The 19,232-nt window shown below is 74.0% G+C and carries 16 protein-coding genes; 10 read left to right on the top strand and 6 right to left on the bottom strand.

Features of this window, described 5'->3' with window-relative positions; genetic code table 11:
* Positions 1-41: 41 nt before the first annotated feature.
* Positions 42-1,220 carry an acyl-CoA dehydrogenase family protein gene (locus V3C34_RS15030; protein WP_346007546.1) on the top strand — a complete coding sequence of 393 codons (1,179 nt, stop codon included), beginning with the start codon at positions 42-44 and terminating at the stop codon, positions 1,218-1,220.
* Positions 1,221-1,239: 19 nt separating this feature from the next.
* Here the strand turns inward: V3C34_RS15030 and V3C34_RS15025 are convergent, their stop codons facing one another.
* Entirely contained in the window at positions 1,240-2,100 is an 861-nt protein-coding gene (locus V3C34_RS15025) for a 3-hydroxybutyryl-CoA dehydrogenase (RefSeq protein WP_346007545.1), read from the bottom strand.
* A 59-nt stretch (positions 2,101-2,159) separates the two neighbouring features.
* Positions 2,160-3,542, bottom strand: coding sequence for an LCP family protein (locus V3C34_RS15020; protein ID WP_346007544.1), 1,383 nt, complete (start codon positions 3,540-3,542; stop codon positions 2,160-2,162).
* Positions 3,543-3,635: 93 nt separating this feature from the next.
* On the opposite strand from V3C34_RS15020, the gene V3C34_RS15015 reads away from it, so the two are divergent.
* Together V3C34_RS15015 and V3C34_RS15010 are read left to right on the top strand one after the other, a co-directional pair.
* A complete protein-coding gene (locus V3C34_RS15015; protein ID WP_428832176.1) occupies positions 3,636-4,616 on the top strand; it encodes a glycosyltransferase family 2 protein in 981 nt (326 codons plus the stop codon).
* Positions 4,617-4,635: 19 nt separating this feature from the next.
* Positions 4,636-6,798: a SpoIID/LytB domain-containing protein gene (locus V3C34_RS15010; protein ID WP_068322080.1), complete on the top strand. Its 2,163-nt coding sequence runs from the start codon at positions 4,636-4,638 to the stop codon at positions 6,796-6,798.
* A 69-nt stretch (positions 6,799-6,867) separates the two neighbouring features.
* On the opposite strand, the gene V3C34_RS15005 is transcribed toward V3C34_RS15010, so the two are convergent.
* Positions 6,868-7,506: a 3-oxoacid CoA-transferase subunit B gene (locus V3C34_RS15005; RefSeq protein WP_068322083.1), complete on the bottom strand. Its 639-nt coding sequence runs from the start codon at positions 7,504-7,506 to the stop codon at positions 6,868-6,870.
* Between the two features lie 2 nt (positions 7,507-7,508).
* Positions 7,509-8,318 (bottom strand): CoA transferase subunit A, encoded by an 810-nt coding sequence (locus V3C34_RS15000; RefSeq protein WP_068322086.1) that lies wholly within the window; start codon positions 8,316-8,318, stop codon positions 7,509-7,511.
* A 274-nt stretch (positions 8,319-8,592) separates the two neighbouring features.
* Between V3C34_RS15000 and V3C34_RS14995 the strand changes: the two genes are divergently transcribed.
* Positions 8,593-10,221: a peptidoglycan-binding domain-containing protein gene (locus tag V3C34_RS14995; RefSeq protein WP_068322094.1), complete on the top strand. Its 1,629-nt coding sequence runs from the start codon at positions 8,593-8,595 to the stop codon at positions 10,219-10,221.
* A 31-nt stretch (positions 10,222-10,252) separates the two neighbouring features.
* On the opposite strand, the gene V3C34_RS14990 is transcribed toward V3C34_RS14995, so the two are convergent.
* Positions 10,253-10,972 (bottom strand): TIGR03089 family protein, encoded by a 720-nt coding sequence (locus tag V3C34_RS14990; protein ID WP_068322100.1) that lies wholly within the window; start codon positions 10,970-10,972, stop codon positions 10,253-10,255.
* Between the two features lie 49 nt (positions 10,973-11,021).
* Here V3C34_RS14990 and V3C34_RS14985 point away from each other — a divergent pair, with 49 nt between their 5' ends.
* The 5 genes from V3C34_RS14985 to V3C34_RS14965 are packed head-to-tail and all read left to right on the top strand — an operon-like array spanning position 11,022 to position 17,861.
* Positions 11,022-13,112 carry a hypothetical protein gene (locus V3C34_RS14985; protein ID WP_346007543.1) on the top strand — a complete coding sequence of 697 codons (2,091 nt, stop codon included), beginning with the start codon at positions 11,022-11,024 and terminating at the stop codon, positions 13,110-13,112.
* A gap of 28 nt (positions 13,113-13,140) precedes the next feature.
* Positions 13,141-15,078, top strand: a complete 1,938-nt coding sequence (locus V3C34_RS14980) for a glycosyltransferase family 4 protein (RefSeq protein ID WP_346007542.1) — start codon at positions 13,141-13,143, stop codon at positions 15,076-15,078.
* A complete protein-coding gene (locus V3C34_RS14975) occupies positions 15,075-16,064 on the top strand; it encodes a lysylphosphatidylglycerol synthase domain-containing protein (protein ID WP_068322107.1) in 990 nt (329 codons plus the stop codon). The genes V3C34_RS14980 and V3C34_RS14975 overlap by 4 nt, the downstream gene beginning before the upstream one ends.
* An 11-nt stretch (positions 16,065-16,075) precedes the next feature.
* On the top strand, positions 16,076-16,924 hold the full coding sequence (locus tag V3C34_RS14970) for a class I SAM-dependent methyltransferase (protein WP_346007541.1): 849 nt from the start codon (positions 16,076-16,078) through the stop codon (positions 16,922-16,924).
* Positions 16,925-16,934: 10 nt separating this feature from the next.
* On the top strand, positions 16,935-17,861 hold the full coding sequence (locus tag V3C34_RS14965; RefSeq protein WP_346007540.1) for a DNA-3-methyladenine glycosylase 2 family protein: 927 nt from the start codon (positions 16,935-16,937) through the stop codon (positions 17,859-17,861).
* Between the two features lie 21 nt (positions 17,862-17,882).
* On the opposite strand, the gene V3C34_RS14960 is transcribed toward V3C34_RS14965, so the two are convergent.
* Complete coding sequence (locus V3C34_RS14960; RefSeq protein WP_346007539.1) at positions 17,883-18,785, bottom strand: 2-phospho-L-lactate transferase CofD family protein; 903 nt, start codon at positions 18,783-18,785, stop codon at positions 17,883-17,885.
* A 183-nt stretch (positions 18,786-18,968) separates the two neighbouring features.
* On the opposite strand from V3C34_RS14960, the gene V3C34_RS14955 reads away from it, so the two are divergent.
* Positions 18,969-19,232: a WhiB family transcriptional regulator gene (locus V3C34_RS14955; RefSeq protein ID WP_068322119.1), complete on the top strand. Its 264-nt coding sequence runs from the start codon at positions 18,969-18,971 to the stop codon at positions 19,230-19,232.

The following is a 19,232-nucleotide window of genomic DNA, read 5'->3' as shown; positions in this document are numbered from 1 at the left end:
ACCTGTGCAAGCGCCGCCGGCACGCGGGTACGATCGCGGACGTGAGCGCGAACCCAGACTTCGACCTGTTCCGTACGTCCGAGGACCACGAGGCGATCCGTGAGGCCGTGAGGGCCGTCGCGGAGGCGAAGATCAAGCCCTTCGCCGCCGAGGTGGACGAGGAGTCGCGCTTCCCGCGCGAGGCCAACGAGGCCCTCATCGCGGCCGACTTCCACGCCGCGCACGTCGCGGAGGAGCACGGTGGTGTCGGCGCGGACGCGCTCGCGGTCTGCATCATCATCGAAGAGGTCGCGCGTGTCTGCGCGTCCTCCTCGCTCATCCCCGCCGTCAACAAGCTCGGCTCCATGCCGGTGATCCTCGGTGGCTCCGAGGAGCTCAACGCGCGCTACCTGCCGCGTCTGGCGAAGGGGGAGGGGTTCAGCTACGGCCTCTCCGAGCGCGAAGCGGGGTCCGACACCGCCGGCATGCGGTGCAAGGCCACCCGCGACGGTGACGACTGGGTCCTGAGCGGGCAGAAGGCGTGGATCACCAACGCCGGCGAGTCCGAGCTCTACACCGTGCTCGCGGTCACCGACCCCGACGGCCCGCGCGGCAACAACATCTCGGCCTTCGTCGTCGAGAAGTCCGACGAGGGCTTCGGGTTCTCGGAGAAGGAGCGCAAGCTCGGGATCAAGGGCAGTCCGACCCGCGAGCTGCACTTCGACCGGTGCCGCATCCCCGGTGACCGCATCGTCGGCGCCGAGGGCGAGGGGCTGAAGATCGCCCTGCGCACGCTCGACCACACCCGCGTCACCATCGGCGCGCAGGCCGTCGGCATCGCCCAGGGCGCCCTCGACGAGGCCCTGGCCTACGTCAAGGAGCGCAAGCAGTTCGGCAAGCACATCGCCGACTTCCAGGGCATCCAGTTCATGCTCGCCGACATGGCGATGGAGCTCGAGGCCGCCCGCCAGATGGTCTACGTCGCCGCCGCCAAGTCGGAGCGCCACGACGCCGACCTGTCCTTCTTCGGCGCCGCGGCCAAGTGCTTCGCCTCGGACGTGGCCATGAAGGTCACCACCGACGCCGTCCAGCTCCTCGGCGGCGCGGGCTACACCCGCGACTTCCCGCTCGAGCGGATGATGCGCGACGCCAAGATCACCCAGATCTACGAGGGCACCAACCAGGTCCAGCGGGTCGTGATGGCGCGTGAGCTCCTCAAGGGCCTGCCGACCTCACGCTGACCGCGGACCCGGGCAGGCGTCAGGTCTCGTAGGTGTAGAACCCGCGCCCGACCTTGCGGCCGAGCAGGTTGGCGTCGACCATGCGCTGGAGCAGCGGCGGGGGAGCGTAGAGCGGCTCCTTGAACTCGTGGTAGAGCGACTCCGCGACGGCCATGGTCGTGTCGAGGCCGATGAGGTCGGCGAGGGCCAGCGGGCCCTGGGGGTGGGCCGCGCCGAGCACGAAGCCCTGGTCGATGTCCTCGGCGGTGGCGAAGCCGGACTCGTACATGCGGATCGCGCTGAGGATGAAGGGGATCAGCAGGCTGTTGACGACGAAGCCCGCACGGTCCTGACAGGTGATGGCGCGCTTGCCCAGCTCGCCGTCGACGTAGGTCCGCGCCCGCTCGAGCGTCTCGTCGGCGGTCATGAGCGAGGGGACGAGCTCGACGAGCTTGAGCACCGGCACCGGGTTGAAGAAGTGCACGCCGAGGACCTGCTCCGGGCGCTTGGTGACGGTCGCGAGCTTCATGATCGGGATCGAGCTGGTGTTGGACGCGAGGATCGCGTCGGGGCTCTCGACGATCTCGTCGAGCTGCTTGAAGAGGTCGACCTTGGCGCCCTCGTCCTCGACGATCGCCTCGATCACCATGTCGCGGTCGGCGAGCTCACCGAGCTCGGTGACGACCCGGACGCGCTCGAGCACCGCGTCCGCGTTGTCGAGCCGGCCGCGTTCCTGCGCTCGGCGCAGCGACTTCTCGATCCGACCACGGCCCGCGTCGGCGCGTTCCTGGCTCGACTCGACGACGACGACGTCGGAGCCGGCGCGGGCGCAGACCTCGGCGATGCCGGCGCCCATGAGGCCGCATCCCACGACCCCGATCCTGTGCAGCGTGTTGTCCATGGAGGGCACGCTACCGGCGTGTGAGCGCACTCACGCACGCAGGTCCAGGTCCCGGAGGGTCAGGAGTCGTCCGGCTCTACGGTGATCGGCCGGTCCTGCCGCAGGTCCTCGAAGAGCTGCTTGGACTTCGCGTCGTCCCACTGCACGGCGGACCCGGCCGCAGTCGGCAGGTTGTTGTCGGAGACCGGGACGGTCACGGAGTTGCCCTCGCCCTTGGCGATGCTGCGGAAGGCCCAGAAGGAGCGCGCCGTCTCGAGCATCGAGTCATCCTCGCCGACGGTCAGCGCACCGTCGCTCTCCTTGCCGAGCGAGTGGACCCGCCACGGCTGGACCAGGTTGCCCGGGGTCGCGACCTTGCCCATGAGCGCGCCGAGGAACTGCCTCTGGCGCTTGGCCCGGCCGAGGTCGCCCTCGGGGTCGGAGTAGCGGGCCCGCACGTAGCCCAACGCGGTCGGGCCGTCCATGTCCTGGCAGCCCTTCTTGAGGTTGATGTGCGCCTTCGGGTCGTCCATGTCGTTCTTCACGCAGATGTTGACGCCGCCGACGGCGTCGACCACCTGGGCGAACCCGCCGAAGCCGATCTCCATGTAGCCGTCGAGCTCGAGGCCGGTGTTGTGCTCGATGGTCTGCCCGAGGAGCTTCGGCCCACCGATGCTGAAGGCGGCGTTGATCTTGTTCATCCCGTGCCCGGGGATCTCGACGTAGGAGTCGCGCGGGATCGACAGCAGGGTCGAGCGGTCGCCGCCGGTGTGCAGCACGAGGATCGAGTCGGTGCGGGCCCCGCCGGTGTCCTGGCCGGTGCCGAGGCGGTTGCGCTCCTTCGCGCTCAGCCCCTCCCGCGAGTCGCTGCCGACGAGGAGGACATTGCGTCCCTCGCCCCCGCTCGGACGCTCTCCGGCGGGGGTCGCGTCGACCTTGGCGACGTGGGACCACGCGGAGTTGACCGCCCAGACCATCGCGCCGCCCCAGACGAGGACCAGCACGAGCACGCACGCGAGGAAGGTCCGCATCGGACGCCGGCGACGCGTGCCGCCCGTCGGTCCGTCGCCCGCCGGCCGGGGGGCGGGTCGCCGCGGACCGCCGCCACCGGGGGGCGGACCCTGACGACGTGGGGTCTCACGGTCCTCACGGACGGGGCGCGAAGGGGGAGTCCCCGCGGGCATGACCCGCGTCCGGGGCTCCTCGGCCGGCCGGCGAGACGAGGCCGCCGCGGGGCGCGACGACGCCGCGCCCCGCGGGCGCGGGCGGCCGCTCGTCGGGACGTCGCCCCCCTTCGTCCCCTGGGGGCGTGGACGCGACCGCTTGCCGGTCGGGATGGCGCGCGCGGTCTCGTCGTCGCGACGACCCCTGCGGACGTCGAAGACCATCGGGTCGTCCTCGCCGCGCCGTCGAGGAGATCGGTCGCCGGGGGACCGACCGGGGCGGGAGGGGCGCTCAGACATGACGACGAGGATAGGAGCAATGACTGGGAGAGCGCAGGACGGTGGCGGCGAGTCCGCGGCACCGTCCGCGTGACCTTGTCCATACTGGAGCGCGTGCCTCCCCGCGTCAGTGTCGTCATGCCCGTCCTCAACGAGGAGCGCCACCTCGCCGACGCGGTCCGGATGGTCCTGCGCCAGGACTGGCCCGGCGAGCTCGAGCTGGTCCTGGCGCTCGGCCCGTCGACGGACGCGACCGACGAGGTGGCGGCCGGCCTCGCGGCCACCGACCCGCGGGTGCGCACCGTCGCCAACCCCTCCGGGCGCACCCCCGACGCGCTCAACGCGGCGATCGAGGCCTCGACCGGCGACGTCGTCGCCCGCGTCGATGCCCACGCGGAGATCCCGGTCGACTACCTGAGCCGGGCCGTCGCGGTCCTCGAGGAGACCGGCGCGGACAACGTCGGCGGGATCATGGACGCGGTCGGCACGACCCCGATGGAGAGCGCCATCGCCTGCGCGATGAAGAGCCCCCTCGGCGTCGGTGGGGCCCGATTCCACACGGGCGGGGGTGCCGGCGAGGCGGACACGGTCTACCTCGGGGTCTTCCGCCGGTCCGCGCTCGAGCGGGTGGGTGGGTACGACCCGCACTTCGAGCGGGCGCAGGACTGGGAGATGAACCACCGCCTCCGCAGCTCCGGCGGCCGGGTCTGGTTCACCCCCGAGCTCGTCGTCACCTACCGCCCGCGGCCGAGCCTGGCCCGGCTCGCCGACCAGTACCGCGGCTACGGCCGGTGGCGGCGGGTCGTCGCCCGGCGTCACCCGGGCACCGCCAACGCCCGCTACCTCGCCCCGCCGACGATGGTCGCGGGCACCCTCGCGGCGAGTGCGCTCGGTCTCGTCTGGCGGCCCGCGTGGGCCGTGCCGCTCGGCTACGCGGCGGCCGTCACGGTCGGCGGGTGGCTCATCTCGAAGGGGGAGGACCCCGCCGTGCGCGTCCGGGTCCCGGCCGCGATCGCCACGATGCACTGGGCCTGGGGTCTCGGTTTCCTCACGAGTCCTGCCGAACTTGGTCAAGCCCTTCCGGATCGGGGCTGAGAGGCGGACAATACGCCTCATGCCCCCCCTCTCGTCCGTGCGGTTCCGACGTGCCCTCGTCGCGGCCCTCGGCTCCCTCGCCCTGCTGCTCACCGCAGCACCCTCCGCCGCGCCCGCCGTGACCGGCACGACCGGCACGACCGCCAGCAGCGGCGCGGCCGCGGTGCCGTCGTCGTGGACCTTCTCCGGACGCGGCTTCGGCCACGGGGTCGGGATGAGCCAGTACGGCGCCTACGCCCAGGCCAAGGCCGGGTGGACGGCCAGGGAGATCCTCGCCTTCTACTACCAGGGCACGACCTACGACGCGGTGGTCGACACCCAGACGATCCGGGTCAACGTCGTGCGCGGCGCGAGCACGGCGAGCATCGCCGGCCTCGCGACGGGGACGAGCGGCGGCAGGCTGACGATCACCGCCGGCGGGCGCACGATGACCTCTGCCGCGGGCCAGACCGTCAGCCTGCGCCGCTCCTCGGGCAGTGTCGTGGCGACCTGCTCCGCCTGCTCACCGACCTCGGTGACCGGCACCTCCGTCTCGGTGACCTGGGACGAGTCCCGGACCGACCTGTCCGTGGGCGGGCGTCGCTACCGTCATGCCCCCTTCGTCGTGACGCCGACGCCGGGCGCGGCGACGCTCGAGGGGGTGCTGCACCTGCAGCTCTCCAGCGAGTACCTCGACCAGATCCGTGAGGTCCCGTGGTCCTGGCCCGACGCGGTGCTGCAGGCGCAGGCCGCCGCCGCACGCAGCTACGCGCTGCGCAAGGTCGCCGCCGGCGTCCGCTCCTCGTGCGCCTGCCACGTGACCGACGGCCAGGGCGACCAGGTGTACGGATCGGTGCCGACCGGGGCCGAGGCGGCCGCCTGGCCGCGCTGGCGTGCCGCGGTGGCCGTGGGGGGCGACCCGAGCACGGGGTTCGTCCCGCGGTACGGCGGCCAGGTCATCGAGGCGCTGTACTCCTCGTCCTCCGGCGGCCGCACGGTCGCCAACGAGGACGTGTGGCTCGGCGGCGCCCCCGTGCCCTACCTGCGCAGCGTCGCGGACCCGTGGAGCCTGACCGCGGACAACCCCCGGCGCTCGTGGACGACGACCGTGACGGGCAGCCGGGTCGCTGCGGCCTTCGGCCTGCCGGACGTCGTCTCGCTGCGGCTGTCCGACCGCTCGAGCGCGGAGACGGTGCGACAGGCCACCGCGACCTCCTCCTCGGGGGCGACGAGCACCCGCAGCGGCAACGCGATGCGGAGCGCGCTCGGGCTGTCGTCCGCGTCGATCCACCGGCCGATCTCCCGCGTCGCGGGCAGTGCACCGGCCGACCTGGTCGCGGCCTCGGCGCAGAGCGCCCCGAGCACCGCCGGCACGGTGGTCATCGCCAGCAGCTACGAGGCGGACGTCCCGCACCTGCTGATGGCCCGGCCGCTCGCCGGCTCGCTGCGCGCCCCGCTGCTGCTCAGCGGTCGCTCGTCGCTCACCTCGTCCGCCGTGCGCGAGCTCGACCGCCGCGGGGGCACCATCACCCGTGCCTACCTCGTCGCCGGCTCACCCATGGTCGGCAGCTCGGTCGTCTCCCAGCTGGAGCGACGCGGCATCACCGTCACGCGGGTCGGCCTGTCCGACCGGGACGCCACGGCCGCGGCCGTCGTCGACCTCATGGAGGCCACGGTCGGGGTGTCCACGGCCGCCGCCTCGACCCGTGACACGGCGCCCGAGGCCGGCGCCTTCTCGGCCGTGGCCGGCGTGCGCCGAGAGCCGATCGTCTGGGCCGGCGCGACGAAGGTCGGCTGGCGGGCGCGGGCCGCGCTCCAGCGCGCGGGCGTCCGCACGGTCCGGCTGCTGGGCCCGACGAGCCGCATCTCCGCCGACGTCGCCACGGACCTCACCGGCCGCGGGTTCCGGGTGACCCGGTTCTCCGGGTCGAGCGCCTCGCTCGTCTCCGCGCAGATCGCGGAGTACTTCCGCAACAGCTACCGGGGCGACACCGTCGTCCTCGCCCGCTCGACGAGCACGCGCACCTCGGACCCGGTCGCTGCCGCCGGCTACGGCCTGCCGGTCCTCGTCCTCACGGGCACCTCGGCGCCGGGGTCGGTGACCTCGCTCGTGCAGCGCAGCCCGCAGTGGCCGCAGGTGCGGGCGATGGGGTCGACGTCGAGGGTGACCTCCGCAGCCCTGGTCAAGGTGCGCGACGCCTGAGGCGACGCAGCGGGGACGACGAAGGGGGCCCGGGTCACGTGACCCGGGCCCCCTTCGTCGTGGTCGTGCTCAGTCGAGGTCGATGACGAGATCGGTGCCCGTCTTGTCGACGACCTCCTCCTGGGTCACTCCCGGCGCGAGCTCGCGCAGGACGAGGCCCTCGGGGGTGACGTCGATGACGGCGAGGTCGGTGATGATCCGCTGGACGACACCCTTGCCGGTGAGGGGCAGGGAGCAGTCCTGGACGATCTTGTGGGAGCCGTCCTTGGCGACGTGCTCCATCAGGACGATGACCTTCTTGGCGCCGTGGACGAGGTCCATCGCACCGCCCATGCCCTTGACCATCTTGCCCGGGATCATCCAGTTGGCGATGTCGCCGTTGGCGGCGACCTGCATCGCGCCGAGGATGGCCGCGTCGACCTTGCCGCCGCGGATCATGCCGAAGCTCGTCGCCGAGTCGAAGATCGAGGCGCCCTTGCGCAGGGTGACCGTCTCCTTGCCGGCGTTGATGAGGTCGGCGTCGACGGCGTCGTCGGTGGGGTAGGGGCCGACGCCGAGGATGCCGTTCTCCGACTGCAGGACGATCTCGACGTCGTCGGGCACGTAGTTGGGCACGAGCGTGGGCAGCCCGATGCCGAGGTTGACGTAGTCGCCGTCGGCGAGCTCGGCGGCCGCGCGCGCGGCCATGTCCTCACGGGTGAGTGCCATGGTCAGGCCCCTTCCTTCGTCGACGTGACGGTCCGCTTCTCGATGCGCTTGTCGGCGGCCTGCTCGGGCGTGAGCGGCAGGACCCGCTGCACGTAGATCCCGGGGAGGTGGACGGAGTCGGGGTCGAGCTCACCGGGCTCGACGAGCTCCTCGACCTCGGCGATCGTCACGCGGCCGGCCTGGGCGCACAGGGGGTTGAAGTTGCGCGAGGTGGTGCGGAAGACGAGGTTGCCGTGCCGGTCGCCCTTCCAGGCGCGCACGAGTGCGAAGTCGGTGGCGATGGCCTCCTCTAGGACGAACTCGTGGTCCTCGCTCGTCGTGCTCCCGTCGGCCTGGCGGCTCTTGACGGCGAAGGTGCGCGTCTCCTTGGCCGGCGAGGCAACCGAGATGTTGCCCTCGGCGTCGTAGCGCCACGGCAGACCGCCGTCGGCGATCTGGGTGCCGACGCCGGTGCGCGTCCAGAACCCGGCGATGCCGGCGCCGCCCGCCCGCAGCTTCTCGGCGAGGGTGCCCTGCGGGGTGAGCTCGACCTCGAGCTCGCCCGAGAGGTACTGGCGGGCGAACTCCTTGTTCTCCCCGACGTAGCTGGAGACCATCCGCCGGATCTGGCCGCCGGCGAGCAGGACGCCCAGGCCCCAGTCATCGACCCCGCAGTTGTTGGAGACGCACTCCAGGTCGCGCACCCCCTTCGCCTGCAGCTCGGCGATGAGCACGCTCGGGATCCCGCAGAGCCCGAACCCGCCGACCGCCAGTGTGGCGCCGTCACGGATGTCCGCGACGGCCTCGGTAGCAGTGGAGATGACCTTGTCCATGGGCGTCACCCTAGAGGTCCGGGGAGGCGGCGCGGGTGTGCTCGGCACACACCGTCCCGGGCGAAGGGGGTGCGCCCCACCCGTGCGTCGCCGCCGGTCACGGCGGTGAACCACAGGGACGTAATTCCACCAGTGGGTCTGGCGTGTCTGGTGTGACTCGTGGAATAAGAGTGACTGGCCTGATGTCTGTGAGCGCTGTGACGCGTGTGATCGGACGAGGGTCGCCACCGCCCTGATCGGGTTCCCCTGCCCGCTTCCACCAAGGAGCACCTGCGTGTCACGTTCCGTCCGCCTGGTTGGCGCCGCTCTCATCCCGGCCTTCACCCTCCCCATCGCCACGTCCGCCGTCGCACGCTCCGCCGACGTCCCGCCGCCGCCGGTCAACCGCAACCTGCCGAAAGAGCTGGACGTCGCCTCGCCGTACATCCCGCAGTCGGTGTGCGACCCCGATCCCAAGCCCGGTGTGACCGCCTTCGCGCGGCTCATGGCCAACCACTACGACGAGTTCAACTACGGCATCTCGCGGGCGTGCAACTACGGGCTCACCGAGCACTCCGAGGGCCGCGCGCTCGACTGGATGCTCAACGCCTACGACCCGCACGAGCGCGCCGTGGCCGACGGCGTGATCGCCTGGCTGCTCGCGCCCGACTCCGAGGGACGGCCGGCGGCGATGGCCCGCCGCTTCGGTGTCATGTACATCATCTGGAACCGCCAGATCTGGGGGACCTACCAGATGAGCACGGGCTGGCGGGCGTACAACGGCGTCAGTCCGCACACCGACCACATCCACTTCAGCTTCAGCTGGGACGGCGCCATGCAGCGCACGTCCTGGTGGACCGGCAAGGCGTGGACCGGTGTCACGACGACCCCCGGCGGCCCCTCGATGCCGATCCCGGACCCGACGGAGTACCCGACCCTGCGCGTCGGCTCGTCCGGCCCCGACGTCAAGCTCGCCCAGGAGGTCATCGGCGTGACCGCCGACGGTGCCTTCGGCCCGGCGACCCAGACGGCCCTGAAGACCTGGCAGCGCACCAACGGCGTCAAGGTCACCGGCGTCCTGGACGACGCCACGTGGAACCGGATGGTCCTCCTCGGCAAGATCCCCGCCCGCGGCTCCGACCAGGGCGGCGACCTCGCCCCGCACATGAAGACCTCGATCCGCCTGGGCTCCACCGGCGAGGCCGTCAAGGCCCTCCAGCGGGTCCTCGGCCTCAAGGTCGACGGCACCTTCGGCCCCGCGACCAACACTGCGGTGCGCAACTTCCAGAAGGACCGGCAGCTGCGGGTCGACGGCTTCGTCACGCAGAACGTGTGGAAGGCCCTGGCCGGCGTGCCCTACGTCAAGAACGGCACCGTGCCGAAGCCGAAGCCGGAGCCCGAGAAGGACCACGTCCACCACCCGACCGTCGCCTCCCCCAAGGCGCCGGCCGCCCCCACGGGCGCGGTCGTCGTCACCAAGACCCAGTTCGCTGCGGTGAAGTCGACCGTGCTGGCCAGCGGTGCACGCGGCGGCTCGGTCAAGGTGCTGCAGCGCGCGCTCGGCGGCGTCGCCGTCGACGGTGCCTTCGGCAGCGGCACGGCCCGCGCGGTCCGCAGCTTCCAGCGCGCGGCCGGCCTGTCCGCGACCGGCGTGGTCGACGGGAAGACCTGGGACGCGCTCGAGGCCCGGGAGTACCCCTTCCTCCAGTACCGCAGGACGGTCCTGAAGCCGGGGTCGACGGGCTACCCGGTCAAGGTGCTGCAGACCTACCTCGGCGTCCGGGCCGACGGAGCCTTCGGCACCTCGACGCGGGACGCCGTGCGCGCGCTGCAGGGGCGCCACGGCCTGGCCCGCACCGGCTACGTGGGCGGCGTGACCTGGCAGGCCCTCGAGCGCGAGGTCCGCGCCCGACGCGCCGGCTGACCCGCATGCCCGACGAGGGCGTCGCCGCCGATCAGGCGGTGACGCCCTCGCTGCGTGCCCGGCGGGCGAGGGTCGCCTCGTCATCCTGGCCGAGGTGCACGACGAGCGAACCGTGCTCGGACCACACGGCGAGGGCGGTGCGCAGCAGCGCCTCGGGGGAGGGGTCGACGAGCTGGACGCGCGCCCCCTTCGACCCGGTGCTCCCGACCGTGCTGCCGCCGGTGCTCACGACGCGTGCGTAGGTGGCCTGCTCGCCGCCCACCCGCAGCGCGACGTCGTCGCCCTCGGGCTCGGCCCAGGGCGTGAAGTGGTCGCCGTGCGAGGCGAGCTCCGCCGCCTCGTCCATGACACCGTCACGGACCTCGACCGCGGCCCAGCGGGCGAGGGCGGCCCGGGTCACGAGGACGGCGGGGCCGTCGTCCGGGAGCCGCTCCGGGTCGTCGGTGACGACGAGGTCGGCGGCGGCCGGGTCCTCGAGGTCGAGGACGGCGCCGACGGACCACACCGCCCAGGCCCAGTAGAGCAGCCGCCAGTGCGGCCGCATCGCGACGTGCACGACGGAGCCGGGCTCGATGTCCCACTCCTCCTGCAGGGCGTTGGCCGCCTTGCTCACCCAGGTGCCCAGGACGCGCCCGGACAGCTCCACGCGTTCGCCGGCGGTCGGGCCGGGCAGGTCGTCGTAGCAGGTGATCCGCGGGGCGGCGGAGTCGGCGGCGTTGATCGCGGCGAGGACGTCGGCGGGGGTCGGCATGGACCCAGCCTACGAAGGGAGGTCACCCGCGCCGGATACCGTGGCGGCCGTGACGACCCCGACCCCACGCCGTGACCTCGCCCCGGCGCTCGAGCGGGTCGTCGTCGGCGCCGGGCTCTGGCTCGTGCTCCTGGGGTTCCTCGGGGCGGTCCTCGCCCGGCTCGGGGTGTGGGTCCCGGTGATCGGGTGGGCGGCGGCGGTCGTCACCGCCGCGGTCGCCGTGCGCCTGTCCCGCGCCGTGCCCCGGCCGGCTGGTGCCGGCCTCGGTCCCGTCCCGGCTGCCGCGCTCGTCGTCGGCGTGCTCGCCGTGACCGTGTGGACCGGCGTGACCCACTCCGAGCAGGTGCTCCCACGGCGTGACTCGGCGAGCTACCTGCAGGCGACGATCTACCTCGCCGAGACCGGCAGCCGACCCGTCGCGATCGACCCCGAGAGCATCGGTGGCCCCGAGACGCTGAGGGAGGAGGGGCTGACGCTCGAGGCTCCGGCCTTCTACGGGACGGGGTCGCCCGAGGACCCCACGGTCCAGCCGCAGTTCATGCCCGGCCCCGCCGTGGCGTACTCCCTGCCGTGGTGGGCCGGGGGAGCCACCGCCACGCTGTGGGCCCCGGCCGTCGCCGGTGGCCTCGCCCTCCTCGCGCTCGGGCTGCTCGTCGCGCGGACCGTCTCACCGCTCGCCGCCGCGCCGGCCGCAGTGCTCGTCGGCGCCTGCTTCCCGTGGCTGCACACCGCCCGGTCCACCTACTCCGAGCCGCTCGCCGCGCTGACCCTCGGGGCGGGGTTCCTCGCCCTGACCCTGCTCGTCCGCGCGGCCGAGGACGCTCCCGTCGGCGACGTGCCGCCGGCCTGGACCCGCTCGGCCGCCCTCCTCGCCGGTGCCCTCGTCGGGGGCACCTCGATCGTGCGCATCGATGCCCTCCGGGAGACGATGCTCCTCATCCCCGTCGCCGCCCTGCTCCTGGCCCGCGGGCGCGGCTGGGCCCGGCCGCTGCTCGTCGGCGCCGTCGGCACGACGCTCGGGGGGTTCGCGGTCGCCGGCGTCATGAGCTGGCGCTACCTGGGCGAGATCGGCAGCTCGCTCGTCCCGCTCGTCGGGCTCGTCGTGCTCATGTCCCTCGGCTGCTGGGGGCTGCTGCGGCTCTCCCGCCGCGGGTGGTCCGTGCCCGTGTGGTTGTCCACCCGCCTCCCGGTGCTCCTCGCCGCGGGCGTGGTCCTCGTCGGGGTGCTGCTCTCCCTCCGCCCGCTCGTGCAGGTCACCCGTCAGGACCCGCGCGACCCCGGCGCGATGTACGTCGCGCGGATGCAGGCCGAGCTCGGCCTGCCCGTCGACGGCGGGCGCACCTACGCCGAGCACTCCGTCGACTGGCTGGCCTGGTGGGTCGGGCCGGGCACCCTCGTCGTCGCCCTCGTGACCCTCGCCGCGCTCGCCCACGTGCTCGGTCGCTGGTGGACCGGGGGAGGGCGCCTGCCCGCCTGGGGCGCCGCCCTCGTCGTCGCCACCGGCTCGACCCTGCTCACCCTCGTCCGTCCCGGGATCACCCCCGACCACCCGTGGGCCGACCGTCGCCTGCTCGTCGCGCTCCCGCTCGCGCTCGTGCTCGCGGTCGCCGGGGCGTCCTGGGCGGCCCGGCAGGCGCGGCACCGTCGTGGCTCCGTCATCGGGGGAGCGGTCCTCGTCGCCCTCCTCGCCGTCACCGCCGTGCCGACCGCCCTCGCGACGTGGCCGCACCGCTCCGAGCGCGTGGAGCAGGGAGGGCTCGCCGCGGCGGCGACCTACTGCGCGGCGCTCGAGCCCGGCGACGTCGTCCTCGCCGTCGACGACTGGGCCGTGAACCACTGGACGCAGGTGACCCGCGGCATGTGCGGCGTCCCGGCGATCGCCACCACCGGCCGCCTGCGGGACGACCCCGACCGGGTGCTCGCCGCGGCGCAGCGGCTCGACGAGCGGGTCCGGGCCCGCGGCGGACGGGTGCTGCTCGTCGCGCACCGAGAGCCGCAGACCCTGCAGCGGCTCGGCGCGACCGACGTGCGCACCGTCCTCGACACCACGCTCATGGAGGACCCGCACGTGCTGACCGAGCGCCCCGAGCGCCTCGACCCGCTGCGCCTCACCGTGTGGACGGGACGCGTCCCGCGATGACCCCGGCAGGTCGCATAGGCTGCCCGCGATGAGCGCGCACCTCGCCCCCGATCCCGGCGACCGTCCCGGTGACGCCTCGCTGAAGATCGCCGTCGTCGGTCCCACCCACCCCTACAAGGGCGGCGTGGCCTCGCACACGACGACCCTCGCCCACGAGCTCGAGGCCGCCGGCCACGACGTGACGCTCGTGTCGTGGAGCCACCTCTACCCGAGCTTCTTCTACCCGGGCGAGCAGTCGGTCCCGAGCCAGGGGGACCCGGACGTGCCCCCCTTCCCCCGCACCGTCCGCGCGCTGTCGTGGGCCCGGCCGGACACGCTCCTGAGCGCGGGCCGGCGGCTGCGGGACGTCGACCTCGTCATCGTCGTCCACGTCATCCCGCCGGTCGTGCCGCTGCACCTCATGCTGCTGCGGGCCGCCGGCGTCGGGCGCACCGCGATGTCCGGACGGGGCCCGCGCAGCGTCGTCATCGCGCACAACGTCCTGCCGCACGAGCCGCACCCGGGTGACGCGGCGCTCATGCGGACCCTCTTCCGGCGCGTGGACGCCGTGCTCGTCCACTCCGCCGAGCAGTCGCGCCTCGCTCGCGAGCTCGACGCCGACCACGTCGTCGTCACCGACCTGCCGCCGCACCTGCCCGGTGGTGACCCCGCCCCGCGCCCCGCGCACCGCGGCCCCGCCCGGCTCCTCGCGCTCGGCCTGGTGCGGGGGTACAAGGGCATCGACGTGCTGATGCGGGCCATGCTGCGCGTGCCGGACGTGACCCTGACCGTCGCCGGCGAGATCTGGGGCGACGCGGGCGAGGAGCTGCGGACCCTCGCCGAGCACCGTTCCCTCCGCGACCGCGTGCGCATCCACAGCGGCTACGTCCCGGCCGACCGGATCGCCGCCCTCCTCGCGCAGCACGACGTGCTCGGCCTGACCTACCGCAGCGCGACCGCGAGCCAGAACGTCCTGCTCGCCCACCAGCACGGCCTCGCGGTGCTCGCGTCCGACGTGGGGACCTTCGGCGACCAGGTCACCGACGAGGTCGACGGCTACCTCGTGCCCCCGGCGGACGAGGACGCGGTCGTCGCCGTCCTCGAGCGGCTGCGCGAGCCCGCCGAGGTCGAGCGCATCCGCGCCGGCGTCACCCCTCCCGACCTGCACGCCCCGTGGGCCCGCTACGTCGGCTCGCTCGAGGCGCTCGCCGCCGCGGACCTGCCGGCCGACCCCACGGCCCGCCCGGTCGTGCGCCGGCGCTCGCGCCTGGGTCGGGTCGCCGACCGCGCCGAGGACCTCGTGACGCTCGCCAGGCTCGCCCGTGACCGTCGCCGACCGCGGCTCGACCTCGGTCGGGCCGACTTCCCGTCCTGGCTGCGCGCCACCGACGTGCTCGCGCACGACGAGGAGGCCGTCCGCGCCCGTGAGCTCGCCCGCGAGCTCGGCCTGCCCCGCGGCGGCGACGCGATCGCGGAGTGGGCCGCCCTCGGGGCCCTCGGGGTGCTCGTCGGCATGCGTGACGACCGGCGGCGCGAGGCCCTGATCATCGACGCCTCCGGCGCGGGGTCCCCCTTCGGGCGGTGGGCCCGGGCCGCCGGCTACGTGCCCGTCGAGGTCGAGCTGCGGGGCGCCCGGTCGTCGATGACGCTCCTCGACGTCGACACCGCGACCCTCGACCTCATCACGCGCCTGCACCCCGACGACGCGTCCGCCGCAGACATCGACGAGACGCTGACCCAGGCGGGCTGGGCGCTGCGCGCCGGCGGCCTGCTCTGCCTCACCCTGCCCGTCGGCGGCAACGGGAGCGACGTCGTCGGCGGGGCGGCCGACCTGCGGGCGGTCGTCGCCCGGGCCGCCGACGCGGGCTTCACCCTCGTCGGCGACGTGGACGGGGACCTCACCGCCCGGCTGCGCCACGCGTCCAGGGTGAGCACCGAGCCCGAGGCCGCCCACGCCCTCGTGCGCCTCACCTTCGCGCGGCGATGAGCGCCCCCGCGCGCCGCCCGCGCAAGCGGGTCCTCGACGTGCTGCGCATCGGCTTCCTGCTGCTCGTCCTCGTGGTGGTGGCGATCGCGCTGCGCTCCAACTGGGAGGAGGTGCGCGGCGACCTGCGCCGGATCGGTCCGGTCACGCTCCTCGCGGCGACGGCGCTGTCGCTGCTCTCGCCCTTCTTCACCGTGCTCGGCTGGCGCGTCCTCATGGCCGACCTCGGATCGCGGCTGCACATCGCCCCCGCGAGCGGGGTCTTCTTCGTCGGGCAGCTCGGCAAGTACCTGCCGGGGTCGGTGTGGTCGGTCGTCGTCCAGACCGACATGGCCGCGCGGCTCGGCGTCCCCCGACGGCGGACGGCGGTCGTCGGTCTGCTGTGCATCGCGCTGTCCGCGCTCACCGGCATGATCGCGGGCCTGCCCGCGCTGCCCGTCCTGCTCACCCGGGGCGAAGCCGTCATCCCGTGGTGGTCGCTGCTGCTCATCATCGGCGTGCTGGGGGCGCTGCTGTGGCCGCCGGTGCTCAACCGGGGCATCCGCACCCTCCTGCGACTGCTGCGGCGCGAGCCCCTCGAGCACGACCTCACGCACGCCGCCGTCGGCCTGTCCAGCCTGTGGTTCACCTCGTCCTGGCTCACCGGCGGACTGGCCGTGTGGGTCATGGCCCGCAACGTCGCGCCCGACGACGCCGACGCCTCGCGGTTGCTGCTCGTCGCGGTCTCCGGGTACCTCCTCGCCGCCGGCATCGGGATGTTCAGCATCGTCGTGCCGGCCGGCGTCGGCGTGCGCGACGGCGTGCTCGCCCTGCTCCTCGCGACCCAGATGCCCTTCTCCGCGGCGACGGCAGTCGTCGTCGTCGCGCGCTTCCTCACCGTCCTCGCCGACGTCGTCTGGGCCGCCGTCGGCTGGCTCTGGGCGAAGTCGCACCACCTGCTCCCCTCGCCCCCCGGCTCGGCCCCGACGGGGCCGGACCCCGCCCCGTAAGGTGATCTCCCATGTCTGACTCCACCTCCTCCGGCCAGGTCGCCGCACCCCCGGGTGGTCGCCTCCTGGCGCTCGCCAAGCGCGCCGCCGAGCACGCCCTCTGGGGCCGCGTCGCGGTCCAGCGGCGCCTCGAGGCCAGGGCGAAGGGGGATCGTCCCGCGCCGACGACCGTCGCCCCGACCGGTGTGCTCACCGACGCCGCGACGTGGCGGCGTGCGGTCGACGAGGCCAAGCGCCTGCGCCTGCCGCTCCACCGTGACCTGCCCAAGAACTGGGACGCCCTCGGTGCCGTCGGCGCCGTCCTCGACCTCGTCGACGACGGGACGCGCAGCGCGCGGGTCATGGACGCCGGCTCGGCGCGCTACTCGCCGGTCCTGCCGTGGCTGCGGCTCTACGGCTTCGGCTCCGCGCCGGGCTCGCTCATCGGGATCAACCTCGAGTTCGGCTCGCAGGTCACCCGCGACGGCGTCGTCTTCCGCTACGGAGACGTGACCGACACCGGGTTGCCGAGTGGCCACCTCGACGCCATCACGTGCATGTCGGTCATCGAGCACGGCGTGCCCCTCGAGGGGTTCATCGCCGAGTCGGCGCGGCTGCTGCGCCCCGGCGGGGTCCTCGCGGTCTCGACCGACTACGACCAGGACCCGCCGGACACCACCGGCAAGGAGATCTACGGGTCGCAGGTCCACATCTTTTCGCCGACGGAGATCCGCGACCTCGTGGCGCTGGCCGAGCGGCACGACCTCGAGCTCGTCGGCACCCTGGACGACGCGGGCCTGGCGCACACCGAGCGACCCGTGCACTGGACCAGGGTCGACCTCGACTACACCTTCATCCTGCTGACCTTCCGCCGCCGCTGACCGGCACCGGATGACCACGCACCCGGGAGCGACGGTCCGGCGGCACCGCCCGCCCGCGCCGGTCGACCTCGCCCTGGTGCTGCCCCCCTTCGTCCGAGGGTCGGGTGACCCGACGAGCCTCAGGGGCCGCGACGGCTGGTGGTTCGGCTGGACGACGCCCGACGGCCCGGTCACCCTCCACCTGCGCGAGGCCGGGGCCGAGGTCCTCGCCTCGGCCTGGGGTGCCGGCGCGGGGTGGATGCTCGAGCGCCTGCCGGACCTCGTGGGGGGCCGGGACGACCCGAGGGGGTTCACGCCCCACCACGACCTCGTCGCCCGCGGGTGGCCGCGGATGCGGACCTGGCGGGTGCCGGCCAACGGGCTCGTCGCCCAGATGCTCGTGTGCTCGGTGCTCGAGCAGAAGGTCACCGGCCGCGAGGCCTTCAGCAGCCAGCGCCAGCTCGTGCGCCGCTTCGGGTCGCCGGCGCCCGGGCCGGGGGAGGAGCTGGGGCTCGTCTGCCCGCCGAGTGCCGCGGACTGGGCCCGCATCCCGTCCTGGGAGTGGCTGCGGGCGGGCGTCGACGGGGCCCGCTCGCGCGTCGTCGTGCGGGCCATGGGCGTGGCCGGACGCCTCGACGAGTGCGCGGACCTGCCGCTGACGCAGGCGCACGCCCGGATGCGCTCGTTGCCGGGGATCGGCGTCTGGACGGCCGCCGAGGTGGCCCAGCGGGCGCTCGGGGACGCGGACTCGCCGAGCTTCGGCGACTACCACGTGGCCAAGGACGTGACGCTCGCGCTCGACGGTCGGGTGGGCGACGACGACCGCATGGCCGAGCTCCTCGCCCCCTACGCCGGCCACCGGTACCGCGCGCAGCGGGTCGTCACCGCCACCGCCGGCCACCGGCCCAGGCGTGGGCCGCGCCGCTCGCTGCCCACGCACCTGCCGACGCGGTTCTAGCCGCGCCCCACGGCGCCCCGGTCAGGGGCGCAGGCCGAGCGCGAGGTCGAGGGCGTCGGCGGCCACCAGCTCGGCGGACCGACCGAGGTCGACCTGGCGCGTCGCCCAGCGGGACCCGCGCGCCGGCGCCCCGTCCGCGGGCGCGAGCCAGCCCGCGAGGAGGTCCTGGTAGAGGCCGGCGACGCCGGCGGAGGTGGGCTCGATACCGACCGCGGCGAGCGAGGGCCCGAGGGACGCGAGGGCGGGGCTCACGCCGACGACGGGCGCCGACGTCCCGCGCAGCGCGTCCCGCACACCGGGGACGCCGAGGACGATGCCGACGGACAGCACCGGGTCGCTCGGCGGGAGCAGGACGACGTCCGCGGAGCGGAGGGCGTCGAGCACGCCCGGGGCGGCGGCCGCGCGGTCCATGCCGGCGACGACGAAGCGCACGGCCGCCGGCGCGCCGAGCTCGTGCCGCCACCGCTGGACGTGGACCGCCTGCTGGCCCTCGGCGCCGTCCAGGACCGCGTGGGTCTCGACCGGGACGTCGCTCATCGGCAGGACCCGCACGTGGTCGGGCAGCCCGGCGCGCACCGCGAGGCGCGCGGTGACCTCGGTCGGTGTCGCGCCCTGACCGAGCCACGCGGTCCGGGCGAGGTGGGTGGCGACCTCGCGGTCGGTGACCGGGTACCACTGCGGGTGGACGTCGAGCGCGACGAGCTCGTCGGCGACGACCGAGGACGGGTCGGCGGGGGAGCCGCCGAGCTCGGCCAGCAGGGCATCGACGTCCGGCTGGACGCGCAGTCCCCACAGCGTGAGGTCGTCCCCGGTGTTGGCGATGACGGTCACCTCGTCGTCGCCGGCCCGATGACGGAGGTGGTCCAGGAGACCGCGGACGAATCGGGCGCCGGCCGGCCCGCCGGAGATCACGGTGATGCGCATGGGGCACATGGTCTCAGCCGCCGCCGGGGAGGGCGAAGGGGAGGGGAGACGGGGCGACCGTTCGCCGCTCCATACCGTGCTCGGCTTGACGACGCACGCATGACACGCATGTAATTACAGACGTGTCGTCACCCCGTCGTCCGGGAGCGGCATGGGACCAAGGGTCGAGGTCGAGGAGGGACCATGCACGAACTTCAGCTGATCACCGGTGACGCCACCGACGACACGGAGCTGTCCTGGCAGGAGCGATCGCTCTGCGCCCAGACGGATCCCGAGGCGTTCTTCCCCGAGAAGGGCGGATCCACCCGCGAGGCGAAGAAGGTCTGTGTCGGGTGTGACGTCCGCCAGGAGTGCCTCGAGTACGCCCTGGCGCACGACGAGCGCTTCGGCATCTGGGGCGGGCTGTCCGAGCGCGAGCGGCGCAAGCTCAAGAAGCGCGCGGTCTGA

It is taken from the genome of Janibacter terrae (assembly GCF_039636765.1).
Lineage (GTDB): Bacteria > Actinomycetota > Actinomycetes > Actinomycetales > Dermatophilaceae > Janibacter > Janibacter terrae.
Note: the sequence above shows the minus strand (reverse complement) of the source record. Positions and strands in the feature narration are given on the sequence as shown.